Annotated in this window: 11 protein-coding genes; 4 read left to right on the top strand and 7 right to left on the bottom strand. The window is 73.6% G+C overall.

What is annotated here, in order from left to right:
• Positions 1-587: 587 nt before the first annotated feature.
• Entirely contained in the window at positions 588-1412 is an 825-nt protein-coding gene (locus KS423_RS24525; protein ID WP_224281868.1) for an alpha/beta fold hydrolase, read from the bottom strand.
• Positions 1413-1526: 114 nt separating this feature from the next.
• On the opposite strand from KS423_RS24525, the gene KS423_RS24520 reads away from it, so the two are divergent.
• Positions 1527-2078 (top strand): helix-turn-helix domain-containing protein, encoded by a 552-nt coding sequence (locus KS423_RS24520; protein WP_224281866.1) that lies wholly within the window; start codon positions 1527-1529, stop codon positions 2076-2078.
• A gap of 94 nt (positions 2079-2172) precedes the next feature.
• Positions 2173-2910: a histone-like nucleoid-structuring protein Lsr2 gene (locus KS423_RS24515; RefSeq protein ID WP_224281864.1), complete on the top strand. Its 738-nt coding sequence runs from the start codon at positions 2173-2175 to the stop codon at positions 2908-2910.
• A 99-nt stretch (positions 2911-3009) separates the two neighbouring features.
• On the opposite strand, the gene KS423_RS24510 is transcribed toward KS423_RS24515, so the two are convergent.
• The 4 genes from KS423_RS24510 to KS423_RS24495 all read right to left on the bottom strand — a co-directional run bounded on the left by KS423_RS24510 (position 3010) and on the right by KS423_RS24495 (position 8256).
• A complete protein-coding gene (locus KS423_RS24510; RefSeq protein ID WP_224281862.1) occupies positions 3010-3909 on the bottom strand; it encodes a GNAT family N-acetyltransferase in 900 nt (299 codons plus the stop codon).
• A gap of 351 nt (positions 3910-4260) precedes the next feature.
• On the bottom strand, positions 4261-5898 hold the full coding sequence (locus KS423_RS24505; protein WP_374120018.1) for an alkaline phosphatase: 1638 nt from the start codon (positions 5896-5898) through the stop codon (positions 4261-4263).
• Positions 5899-6176: 278 nt separating this feature from the next.
• Complete coding sequence (locus KS423_RS24500) at positions 6177-7802, bottom strand: multicopper oxidase family protein (RefSeq protein WP_224281860.1); 1626 nt, start codon at positions 7800-7802, stop codon at positions 6177-6179.
• Positions 7795-8256 (bottom strand): hypothetical protein, encoded by a 462-nt coding sequence (locus KS423_RS24495; RefSeq protein WP_224281857.1) that lies wholly within the window; start codon positions 8254-8256, stop codon positions 7795-7797. The genes KS423_RS24500 and KS423_RS24495 overlap by 8 nt, the downstream gene beginning before the upstream one ends.
• A gap of 137 nt (positions 8257-8393) precedes the next feature.
• Between KS423_RS24495 and KS423_RS24490 the strand changes: the two genes are divergently transcribed.
• Entirely contained in the window at positions 8394-9293 is a 900-nt protein-coding gene (locus KS423_RS24490; protein WP_224281873.1) for a LysR family transcriptional regulator, read from the top strand.
• A gap of 12 nt (positions 9294-9305) precedes the next feature.
• Here the strand turns inward: KS423_RS24490 and KS423_RS24485 are convergent, their stop codons facing one another.
• Together KS423_RS24485 and KS423_RS24480 are read right to left on the bottom strand one after the other, a co-directional pair.
• A complete protein-coding gene (locus KS423_RS24485; RefSeq protein ID WP_224281855.1) occupies positions 9306-10208 on the bottom strand; it encodes a neutral zinc metallopeptidase in 903 nt (300 codons plus the stop codon).
• A 118-nt stretch (positions 10209-10326) separates the two neighbouring features.
• Positions 10327-11163 (bottom strand): helix-turn-helix transcriptional regulator, encoded by an 837-nt coding sequence (locus tag KS423_RS24480; protein WP_224281871.1) that lies wholly within the window; start codon positions 11161-11163, stop codon positions 10327-10329.
• A 145-nt stretch (positions 11164-11308) separates the two neighbouring features.
• Here KS423_RS24480 and KS423_RS24475 point away from each other — a divergent pair, with 145 nt between their 5' ends.
• Positions 11309-12163 (top strand): NAD(P)-dependent oxidoreductase, encoded by an 855-nt coding sequence (locus KS423_RS24475; RefSeq protein ID WP_224281869.1) that lies wholly within the window; start codon positions 11309-11311, stop codon positions 12161-12163.
• Positions 12164-12202 lie beyond the last annotated feature (39 nt).

The following is a 12202-nucleotide window of genomic DNA, read 5'->3' as shown; positions in this document are numbered from 1 at the left end:
GGGGCCGGTGCGCAGGCACGTTCGGCCGTCACGGCCGCGGGGCCGGACGGCTGCACGCCGCTGCCGGTGGGCGTCAGGGCCTGCGCGGGCGCGGCGACGCCCGCCAGGGCCAGCAGCAGGGGAAGGACGAGCAGGGACCGCATCAGTGGGGTGGGCCTCATGGGACTCCTCGTTCCGCCGGCCGGGGCGCGGAACCCGTTGAGGCGTCACCCGACCTGAGCCGAATTCCGGTTGGACTCGCGGCCCCACGTGAGTGGACCGCTCGATGTGGTCGCCATCATCGCCGACGGTCCGTGGCACGCCGACGGCCGACACCGCATGACGCCGGACACCGCACCGCGGTCACCCCGGCGGCGCAACCGGTCTCGCACCGGCCCGGTTCCGCCGGTCGGCCACCGGTGCCCGCGGGCGGACTCACGCCACCGGCCCACCGGCAGATCGGTCCATCACGAGCGGGTTCTCCAGGCTCTGCTGGCAGAGGGTGATCACAAACCAGTCGATCGATGTCGAAACTCCCCGCCGGCCCGGCCGCACTCCGGCGGCGGTCGGCGAGCCCTGGGACGACCATCCGTCGGTCAGGCGTCCGGTCAGTCCTTGTCGGTGGTACGGGCGCCGGTGCGGCTGGGCCGGTCGAGGAGGCTTGTGATTCTCTGCGCGACGATCCCCGGCTGCTCGGCCTGGATGAAGTGGGCCGAGTCGACCTCTTCGAACCGCCCGTCCGGCAGCGTCTCGACCCAACGCCGCTGGTGCTCGGCGATGACGGCGTGTTGCCGTTCCCGGCCCTTGACGGGGCGGGATGCCGAGAGCAGGACCGTCGGGCACGTCGGGAGGCCGGGCGGTTCGGCACGGAAGCGGGGGATGGCCGCGGCGACGGCTTTGAACTCCTTCCTTGTCTGCGCGATACCGGCGGGGACGAAGTCCTCGGCAAGCATGGTCGCGTAGGTGTCCGCCGGGAAGACGCGGCCGATGTTTGCGCTGGCCATGCGGGCCAGCGGGCGGAAGCGGACGAGTGCCTGCGTCACGCCCATGGCGCGGTCGACCTTCCTGGCGGTCTGGTCGAACGTGTCGTAGACGGGCGCGCTCTCCGGTGTCGGATCGAGCAGCAACAGCCCCCGCAGCCGCGGCCCCAGCCTGTCCACGGCGCGGCGCGCGACCAGCCCTCCCATGCTGTGCGCAACGAGCACGAACCGGCCGGGGACGACTGCCTCGGCCATGGCGACCAGGTCCGCGGCCATGTCGTCGATGCCCAGTTGCACTGCCGTCCGGCCGCTGCGGCCGAAGCCGGCGCGGTCGTAGGCCACCAGGTGCGCCCGATCCGCCAGCAACGGCAGCACAGGGTCCCAGCAGGTGCGCCCCAGGCCCTGGCCTGCTTCGAAGATCACCCAGTCCGGCCGGTTGCCGGACTCCTCCACGTAGACGGATCGACCGTTCACCTGCACTGCCCGCCCCGATGCCTGACGCATGTTCCCCTCCCCAGGCTACGTTTCCAACTTCGATAATGGTATCGCTTATGGAATAGTTGGGTCATGGACACCACCGAAGTGCTTCTCCACCCGGTGCGTCTGCGCGTGGTGCACGCGCTCTCCGGCGGCCGGGTGCTGACCACCTCCCAGCTGTGCGAGCGCATGCCCGAGGTCCCGAAGGTGACCATGTACCGGCACGTCGCCCTGCTGGCCGAGGCGGGCTTCCTGGAGGTGGCCGACGAGCAACGGGTGCGCGGCGCCGTCGAGCGGTACTACCGGCTGCGCCAGGACCGCCCCGTCGTCGACGCCGACGGGGCCGCCGCGATGTCGCCGGACGATCACCGCCGCGGCTTTGCCGCCGCCATGGCCGTGCTGATCGCGGAGTTCAACGCCTATCTCGACCGCGACGGCGCCGACCCGGTCGCGGACGCGGTCTCCTACCGCCAGGGCACGCTCTGGCTCAGCCCGGACGAACTCGCCCAGATGACGCACCAGTTGCTGACGGTGCTGGGCCCCTGGCTGGCCAACCAGCCGGCGCCGGGCCGGGCACCCTACCTGCTCAGCCCCATCCGCTTCCCCGTCGGTCCGACGTTCTCCGACGAGACGCCCGGCTGAACAAGCGGCTTTGCCTCCGAGCGGAGGCCGAGCCCGGCGGCGTACCCGGTTGCCTCCAGTGCAATCCCCGGGGTTTCCCGCGTACGGTCGCCCTATGGATGATCAGCAGGGATCGCACGTGACCGGAACTCCGGCACCCGGGGCGGGAGACGTACAGCAGGCGTGGGGCCGGGTGACGGCGTGGCTGGAGCGGCACGACCCGGCGGTGTTCGCCGCACTCGGCGGTCCGGGGAGCCGGGAGGCCGTGGAGCGGGCCGAACGGCGCATGGGCCTGACGCTGCCGCCGGAGCTGCGGCAGTGGCTCCTGGTGAACGGCATCGACGCCGGCGTGCGGCCCGACATGCCCTCGTGCCTGGTGACGCGGGACTGCGCCGTGCCCCTGCCCGGCGGCCACATGCTGCTGGGCCTGACGGACATCCAGCGGGTGTACCTCAGCCGGACGGCCCTGGAGGAGGCGGAACCGTCCGAGGACCCCGACTGCCCGTTCTGGCGCCGCACCTGGGTGCCGATCGCCGCCGAACGCGACGGCCTGTACGGGACGTTCCTGGACACGGCCACCGGAACCGTCGGCACGTGGGCGGAGGCGTCCTGTCCCGAGGAGGGCGTGTACGCCTCGCTGTCCGCTTTCTTCCAGCACGCGGCGGACCGGCTGGAGGGAGTCTCCTCAGGAGATTGGACGGGCCCCGGCAAGCCTGCTGCCTCCCGCGAGCCCGGTCCCCTGCCGCAGGACGAGCCGATACGCGTCTGGGCCCGCACCCACGGCATCCTCGTCAACGACCGCGGGCGCGTCCCGGCGGCCATTCGCGAGGCCTACGAGGCGTCACGGAGGTGAGCGGTCCCGCCGATGCGGGGGGTGAGGCGTGCCGCCGGGCACCGGTGAGCGGTCCGGGCCTGCCCTCGGACCGGACCGCTCACCGTGTGCTACTCCTCGCTAGGCCGCTCGGCCCGCCGGGTGGAAGTTGATGCGTTCACGGACGACGGGGAAGCCGGCCTTGGCGAAGTTCGCGGCCATGGGGAGGTTGGCCTGGTCCGTCGCTCCGCTGATGAACTCCGCGCCCTGCTCGACGAGGAAGTGGGTGCACTCCGCGAGGAGGTCGTAGGCGTAGCCGTGACCGCGCTGTTCCGGGACGACTCCGATGAAGCCGATGGTCGGGCCGGAGGGGTTGTGGGCCGGGATGTGGATGCCGGCCAGGTCGCCCTCCGGCGTGTGCGCGACCTGCCACCACTCCCGTGGGGAGGGGCACCAGTGGAAGAAGTCGAGTTCCTCCTGGGCGGCCTGGTCGAGGCCGCCCTCCTCGACGGCCTTGAGCGCGTGGGCGTCCAGGGTGGCGGAGTGGATGCGGCGCAGCGCGTCGAAGAACACGGTGTCGTCGGGTTCGGCGCTGAAGCGCAGGCGTGCGGGCCGCTCGGGCAGGCCTCGCTCCGGGGTCCAGCGGTAGAGGAAGCGTTCCGCCAGGAGTTCGTATCCCGCGGCTCGTGCGGCGGCGAAGCGGGCCTCGGCGCCGGCGCGCAGGTCGGTGCGGTCCCGCCAGCCGCCGGGCAGGTTGATCTCGAGTTCGACCTGCCAGGGCGCGGAGCGCAGGAGTTCGGCTCCGGCCTCCTCCTCGCCCTCGGCCACGTCGAACCAGTTGATGTTGACGGGCTCCGGGTCGTCGGGGCCGCCCCACCAGGCGCCGCGTGCGACGACCTCGCCGTCGCGCAGGGCGACGCGCTTCCAGTCGGGGCGGAACCGGGTACGCCGATGGCCTTCACGGGCGCCCAGGGGGTCGGGGAGTGCGTCGAAGAGATGGGCGTCGCTCGCGGAGAGCGCGCGGATGACCGGATCGGTCATGGATTCCTCCGGGATGCAGGCTGCTTGGAGCGCTCCCGGTCAGAATTCGCGAACCACGCCGGGGCAGCGGAAGAGGGAGCGCTGGAAAGGTGTGAACCGCACGGCACTCGCCTCCTTCCGTTCGTCTCAGGGCGTGGAGCCACAGAGTATGTGATCTTCCGTGGGCCCGTCCACGGATTTCCGCGCCCCTGAACACGTCCGTTGAACACGCCGGTTGAACACGCCCGCTGAACACGTCCCTCGGAGGAGGGCTGCGCGGACGGTGCCGAGCGCCCTCGGGGCCCCGGGGGCCGTGGTGCGGCCCCGCCGCCTCCCTCAAGGCGGCGGGACCGACGGGTTGCGCAGCCCGGGTCAGGCGGGGCGGATGCCCGGGTTGCCGGCCTCGGTGGTGAAGGAGACGGCGGTGGACAGGGTGCCGCCGGGGCGGGTGATGTGGGAGACCACCCGGTAGTCGGCGCGGGCCCGGTGGCGGTCCAGGGTGAGGACGGTGTAGCCGCGGCGCCCGTCGTAGAACTTCATGTGCGGGTTGGCCGACATGAGGTTGTTCCAGTTGGAGGGCTTCTCCTCGCCGTCGCCGTCGCTGCTGATCGAGGTGCCGACGAACTCCACGCCCACGGTGCGGGAGTTCGGGTCGTTGAAGTCGCGCTTGACGTCCAGGGCGTAGGCCACGTGCACGTCGCCGGTGAGCAGCACGAGGTTCCTGACGCCGGACTGGTCGACGGCCTGCAGGAAGCGCTCGCGGGCGGCCGGGTAGCCGTCCCAGGCGTCCATGGAGAGCTTGGAGCGGTCGGCGGTGGTGTTCTTGCGGCGGGAGAAGACGACCTGCTGGGGCACCACGTTCCAGGTGGCCTTGGAGTGGCGCAGGCCTTCGGCGAACCAGCGTTCCTGGGTGGCGCCCATCAGGGTGCGCTTGGGGTCGTCGGACTCCGGGGTGGGGTACTGCCAGCCGTCGCCGTTGGCCTGGTCGTCGCGGTACTGGCGGGTGTCGAGGATGTCGAACTGGGCCAGCTGGCCGAAGTGGACGCGCCGGTAGAGGGTCAGCTCGGTGCCGCGCGGCTGGGGCATGCGCAGCGGCTGGTTCTCCCAGTAGGCGCGGTAGGCGGCGGCGCGGCGGGCGACGAAGGGGGCCGGGTCCTGGTTCTTCTCGGGGATGCCTGCGGCGTAGTTGTTCTCCACCTCGTGGTCGTCCCAGGTGACGTACCAGGGGTGGGCGGCGTGGGCGGCCTGGAGGTCGGGGTCGTTCTTGTAGAGGGAGTAGCGCAGCCGGTAGTCCTCCAGGGTGGTGGTCTCGTGGTTGAAGTGGGCGGCGAGGGTGCGGTCGGTGTACTTGCGGTCGCCGCCGACGGCGTCGATGCCGTATTCGTAGATGTAGTCGCCGACGTGGAAGACGGCGTCCAGGTCCTCGCCGGCGAGGTGCTTGTAGGCGGTGAAGTAGCCGTCCTCGTAGGCCTGGCAGGAGACGAAGGCGATGCGGGCGCTGTCGATCTTCCTGCCGCGCGGCGGTGCGGTGCGGGTGCGTCCGACGGGGCTGGACCAGGGGCCGACGGTGAAGCGGTACCAGTACTCGCGTCCGGCGTCGAGGTCGTCGACGTCCACGTGGACGGCGTAGTTGAACTCGGCGTGGGCGCGGGCGGTGCCGCGGCGCTCGACGCGGCGGAACTTCTCGTCGCGGGCGATCTCCCAGGCGACCTTGACGGAGCCGGTGGGCGGCAGGCCGGCGCCGGGCTCCAGCGGGCGCGGGGCCAGGCGGGTCCACAGCACGACGGCCTCGGAGGTGGCGTCGCCGGAGGCCACGCCGAGGGTGAAGGGGTTGTCGCCGATGGCGCGCGGGGCGATCTCGTTGTCGGCGGCGTGTGCGGAGGGCAGGTTGACGCTGAAGGCGAGCGCGGCGGCGGCCGAGGTGACGGTCAGGAAGCGGCGCCGGTCCAGGCGGGCGGCGGCCTCGCGCAGCATCCGGTCGGCGGTGGGGTGGTCGGCGGGGCGGGTCATGGGGGTGGTGGCCTTTCGCTGCTCGGGTGTGTGCGAAGGGAATTGGAGTGGACCTCCCCGTACTGCGGGGGTCGGGATTCCGGCAGCAGAGTGATCATCTGATGGGAGACCCGTGAAGGTCCGGCACTTCGCCCCGAACCGGACGGAACATCATGTTCCGGTTGTGTTCGCCGCGCCCCGCCCGGCCCCGCCGCTCACCCGCAGGCCCTCGCACCCGCCCGTGCGCCCGGTGGGCGCGGCTCGCGCAATGGGCCGGTCAAGCCGCGCGCACCGGGTGCTCAGACGACTTCCAGGTTGGCCATCATCCCCATGTCCTCGTGCTCGGCGTTGTGGCAGTGGAAGAGGTAGCGGCCGCGGTAGCCGTCGAAGCGGGTGATGATCTCCGCCGACTCCCCCGGGCGCAGCGAGACGGTGTCCTTGAGGCCGGCGTCGTGGGGCAGCGGGGGTTTGCCGCCGCGGGTGAGGATGCGGAAGCCGACCAGGTGGAGGTGGACGGGGTGGTGGACGTCGGCGATCAGGCGCCAGATCTCGGTGTCGCCGAGGGGGACGGTGACGTCGGGGCGGGCGGGGTCGAAGGGGCGGCCGCCGATGAGCCAGCCGTGGCCGCCGTTCATCCGGCCGGCGCGGAAGGCGAAGTCGCGGGTGCGGACGGCGTCTTCGCGGTGCCAGTCGGGCAGGTCGGTGGTGAGGGCGGGTGGGATGCGGCTGTCGTCGGTGGCCGGGCGGGCGATGCGGAAGGCCATCACGTCGCGGGTGCGTCCGCTTCCCAGGCGGTTGACGATCCGCACCAGGGAGCCGACGGGTGCGGAGGCGAAGTCGACGACCAGGTCGTGGCGTTCGGCCGGGGCCATGGGCAGGCTCTGGTGGGTGACGGGGGCGGCGAGCAGGCCCTGGTCGGCGCCGATCCGGACGAGGTCGAGGCGGCGGCCGTCCTCGGTGCGGGCTTCGAGTTCGTAGTGGCGGGCGTTGGAGGCGTTGAGCAGGCGCAGCCGGTGGCGGGCGGCGTCGGTCTCGTGGACGGGCCAGGGGGCGCCGTTGACGAGGATGACGTCGCCGAGGACGCCGGCGACGTAGGGTTCGGTGACGCCCGGGCGCTCGCGCAGGGTGGGGTCGAGGGAGGGGTAGGTGAGGGCGCCGTCGGCGGTGAAGGCGCGGTCGGCGATCATCAGCGGGATCTCGCGGGGGCCGGCGGGCAGGCCGAGGGCGTCCTCGGCGTCGTCGCGCACGATGTACAGGCCCGCCAGGCCGCGCCAGATCGCGGGGGCGGTGAAGTCCATGCGGTGGTCGTGGTACCAGAGCAGGGTGGGGCGCTGGTCGTTGGGGAAGGTGTAGTCGCGCTTGAGGCGGGTGGTGACGGCGCGCGGGTCGGTCATGGCGCCCATGCCGCCCCCGTGGCCGTCCGTGCCGGCCATGCCGGGCATGGTGTGGGGGGCCTGGGGCCAGCCGGCGGGCAGGACGAGGTCGGTGGGGTAGCCGTCGGATTCCGCGGGGGTGCGGCCGCCGTGCAGGTGGACGGCGGTGGGTACCGGCAGTTCGTTGTGGTGGGTGACGGTGACGGGCCGGCCGCGGCGGGCCTCGATGGTGGGGCCGGGGAAGGAGCCGCCGTACGTCCACAGTGGGGTGCGCAGGCCGGGCAGGATCTCGGCGGTGGTCTCGCGCTGGACGATCTCGTAGCGGTCGGCGGCGCCGTCGGTGGAGACGGGCTTGAGGACGGCGGGCAGCGGCAGCGGCACCTGGTAGGGGGGCGGCAGTTGGGCGGTGCTGCGCAGTTGGCCGCCGGTGGTGGCGGGGCGGCGGGCGAGGGTGGCGGCGGTGGCGAGGCCGGTGGTGGTGAGCAGGCCGAACGCGCCGCCGATGCCGAGGACCTGACGTCGGGTCAGGCCGTTGCTGTGGGGCTCAGGCACGGTCGTCCTCCGACCGGGTGGGCCGGCGCGGGGGCAGCGGGGTGCGCCACAGGGCGATGGTGAGGACGACGGTGGCGGTGATGGTGGCGACGCCGAGTGGCAGGTGCAGCCACAGGGCGCCGTCGAGTCCGGCGAAGTACTGCACGGTCTCGGCCGCGACCACGGCGAGGGTCGCGGTCAGTGGCCAGGCGCGGCGCAGCCGGATCCAGAGCACGAGGGCGGCGATGAGCTGGACGTAGCCGAGGGAGGTGACGGCGTTGGCGCCGGTGGCGTGCCAGGTCAGGGCGTCGTAGTCGCCGCTGAGGTAGACGCCGGCGAAGACGGGCTGGCCGAAGACGGCGGTGGTGTGGGCGGCTGCCAGGGCGCGCAGGGTCCGTCCGGCGGGCCCGGTCCGCTCCCCCGTGGCGGACCGGGCCTCCGGCTCCGGTGGGGTCCTGTCGGCGGCGATGGCCATGGGCGTCCTTCCTCAAGCCGGTGTCGGGCGCGCTGTTTGCCGGTGTGCGGCCCGGCCCATGACGCTATGACCGTCCGGCTATCCTGTCTAAGATCAATATCGCTATGGCGTTATGACGCCCGAGGCATGGGGGCTTGGTGGAGCTGAACACGCTCGCGCAGTTCCTGGTGGTGGCGCGGCTGGAGCACCTGAGCCGGGCGGCCGAGGAACTGCGCGTCGCCCAGCCGTCGTTGAGCCGCTCCATCGCCCGGTTGGAGGCCGAGCTGGGGACCCCGCTGTTCGAGCGGGGCGGGCGGCTGCGGCTGAACGCGGCCGGGCACCTGTTCCGCGGCTGCGTCGAGCGTGCGCTCGGCGAGCTGGAGGCGGGCCGGCGGGCGGTGGCGGAGGCGGCCGGGCAGGGGCTGGGCGCGGTGCGGCTGGCCTCGGAGACCTTCCTGGCCTTCAGCGGGCCGCTGGCCGCGTTCAAGCGCGGCCATCCGGGGGTGGAGATCGAGCTGCACCAGCTCTGCGCGCAGGAGATGGCCCGTCGGCTGCGGGCGCAGGACGTCGACCTCGCCGTCGTCTCCCAGCCCGTCGCCGCCGAGGGCCTGGAGTCGGTCCTGCTGCTGGACGAGGAGGTGTGGCTGGCCGTCCCGGTGGGCGACCCGCTGGCCCACCGCGCCACGGTGGGCGTCGAGGAGCTCGCCGAGCGGCCGTTCATCGCCGCCCGTCCCGGGCACTGGCAGCGGCGCCTGCTGGACCGGCTGTTCGCCGCGCGCGGCCTGGTGCCGCGGATCGTCTGCGAGAGCAACGAGGCCGGTGCCATCGCCGAGCTGATCAGCGCGGGCCTGGGCATCGGCCTGGTGCCCGCCATCGCCCGGCGCACCGCCACCCGCCTGCCGCTGGTGTGGGTCGGCGTCGACAGCCCCGACTGCCGGCGCTCCCTGACGCTGTTCTGGGACGCGCAGGCGCGTCTGCCCGCCTCCGCCCACCGGCTGCGCGAGGCGATCGCCGGCTGGGACTGGGCGCGGGGCGGGCAGGCGGACGGGGACTTCTGACGGCGGGGGCTGCTACAGCTTGGCGGCCGAGAAGGTGTCGCACTGGGCGAGGTCGCCGCTGCGGTAGCCGGTGGTGAACCAGGCCTTGCGCTGCTCGGCGGAGCCGTGCGTCCAGGCCTCCGGGTTGATCCGGCCGGTGGCCTGCTGCTGGATCCGGTCGTCGCCGACCGCCGCGGCCGCGTCCAGGCCCAGGGCGATGTCCTGGTCGGTGAGCGAGGCGATCAGCGGACGGCCGGTGGAGGCCTGCGGGGTGGTGGTCGCGTGGTGGGCCCACACCCCGGCGTAGCAGTCGGCCTGAAGTTCCAGGCGCACCGAGCCGCTGGTGGCGCCCTGGCGGTCGCCTCCGACCTTCTGCATGGCGCCGGTGAGGGTCTGGATGTGGTGCCCGTACTCGTGGGCGACGACGTAGGACTCGGCGAACGGGCCGCCCTTGGCGCCGAAGCGGGCGGACAGGTCGTTGAAGAAGCCGAGGTCGAAGTAGGCCTTCTTGTCGCCGGGGCAGTAGAACGGGCCCACCGCCGAGGTCGCCGCGCCGCAGGCGGTGGAGACCTGGCCGGTGAACAGCACGGTCTCGGCGTTCTTGTACGGGACCTTGGCGGCGCGCGGCAGCTCGGTGCGCCAGAACTCCTGGAGGCTGTTGGTGACGGCCACGATCCGGCAGTCCTGGCGCTTGTTGGCGTCCGCCCCGGTCTTGCAGGTCTTCTGCGTCTCGCCTTCGGTGCGCACGCCGGAGGAGCCGGAGGAGCCGGAGCCGGAGGACAGGCCCAGCAGCTGCGGGTCGACCCCGAGGACGACCGCCACCAGCACCGCGATCAGGCCCACGGCCCCGCCGCCGATGGCGAGCTTCCCGCCGGGGATGCCGCGCCGGTCGTCCACCTGCGAGGTGTCGAGGTCCCCCTGGTCGTCGAACTGCATTGCCCCTGCCTGCCCGCTTCTGTCGGTCGGTCGCTTTTGTGCGCTCTGGTGACGGTCTGTGCCGTGACGGCCCGGCCCAGCCTACGGGCCCCGGCCCCCGCCACGGCGCAGCGGGGTCTCAGGCGGGGGCCGGGGCGCCGACGACGCGCAGCAGTTCCAGTCGGGAGGCGCACTCGCTGCCGGGCGCGGCGGTGTGCACGAGCAGCAGCTGGTCCTCGCCGCCGGCGGCCAGCACCTCGCACTCCAGGTCCAGCGGCCCGACCACGGGGTGCAGCACCCGTTTGCGGCCGCTGCGCCGCCGGGCGACCTCGTGGCGCTCCCAGTGGGAGGTGAACTCCCCTCCGGTGGTGAGGAGTTGTTCCAGCAGTTCGGCGGCGCGCCGGTCCCCGGGGCGGGCGGTGTGGGCGGCGCGCAGGGCGGCGACGTGGGCGCGGGCGAGGTCCTCGTGGTCCTCGGGCGGGAACAGTGCCCGGGTGTCCGGTTCGGTGAACCAGCGCAGCAGCAGGTTGCGCCGCTCGGGTGCGAGGGCGGCGACGTCGCCGAAGACGGCGGCGGCCATCGGGTTCTGGGCGAGGACGTCGCCGAGGTCGGAGACGATCTGGGCGGGCGTGTCGTGCAGCCGGTCCAGGATCAGCAGCAGTCCCGGCCGTACGTGCCCGAGCGGTCCGTGTCGGCGTGGCGGCTCGTGCCCGGCCAGGCGGAACAGGTGGTCGCGCTCGTCCTCGCTCAGCCGCAGTGCCCGCGCCAGGGCCGCGAGCAGCTGCGGCGAGGGCTGTGGGCCGCGACGCTGCTCCAGGCGCGCGTAGTAGTCCACCGACAGTCCCGCCACCTGTGCCACCTCCTCCCTGCGCAGCCCGGGCGTGCGCCGTCGCGCCCCGGGCGGCAGCCCCAGGTCGGCGGGGGCGAGCCGGGCCCGGGTGCGGGTGAGGAAGTCGGCCAGTGCCGCTCGGTCGATCATGCCCCCAGTCTGACCGGCCGGGGCGCGCGGCAACCAGGGATCGCCGGTCCCTGGATCGGGGGGTCTCTGCCGCGCCGTTCGTGCCGCGGGCAGGGTGGTGGGCGTCGGAGGAGAACAACTCCCCTGGAGGGGGCGGGCGATGGTGAAGATCCTGGTGACGGGCGCGACCGGTGCGGTGGGCAGCCGGCTGGTGCCGCGGCTGGTGCGGTGGGCCGGGGCGGACGGCTCCTCGGTGCGGGTGCTGGTGCGGGACGCGGCGAAGGCGGCGGCTCTGGCGGGTGCGGGGGTGGAGGTGGTGGTCGGCGACCTGTGCGAGGAGGCGGACCGGGCGCGGGCGCTGGCGGGGGCCGAGGTGGTGCTGAACGTGGCGGCGGCGCTGCGCGGGGTACCGGACGAGGCGGCGTGGGCGGTCAACCGGGACGCGGCGGTGGCGCTGGGGCGGGAGGCGGCGAAGGCCGGGGTGGCGCGGTTCGTCCACACCAGTACGAACCTGGTGTACGGGCGGGGGCTGGGGCGCCCCGCGGTGGAGGGCGACCGGCTCGCGCCGGATCCGGCGTGGGGGGTGTACGCGGCCTCCAAGGCGCAGGCGGAGTCGGGTCTGCGCGCGCTGGGTGACGAACTTCCCTTGGTGGTGGCGCGGTTGGCTTTCGTGTACGGGCAGGGCGATCCGCACCTGGAGCAGTCGCTGCGGTGGGCGGCGAACTGGCCCGCGCACCAGCGCCTGGCGGTGGTGCACCACGCGGACGTGGCGCGGGCGCTGTGGCGCGCGGTGGTGGCGCCCGGCATCGAGGGGCGCACGTACAACGTCGGTGACGACGCGCCGCTGACGGCCTGGGAGCTGTACGCGCTCAACGGGCAGGTCCACCCGGGCGGTTCGCCGCAGGGGCCGTTCGACCCGTGGGAGGGACAGGTGTCCACGGCGGCGGCGCGCCGGGAGCTGGGCTGGCGTCCGCTGTACCCGTCGGCGTGGGCGGCGGCCGACGCCGGGGCGCTGTAGCGGGCGCCGCCCGGCCCCGCCGCGGAAAGGGGCGGGGCC

The organism is Streptomyces sp. LS1784, assembly GCF_020103755.1.
GTDB lineage: Bacteria > Actinomycetota > Actinomycetes > Streptomycetales > Streptomycetaceae > Kitasatospora.
This window is presented reverse-complemented; position numbering and strand designations above follow the sequence as displayed.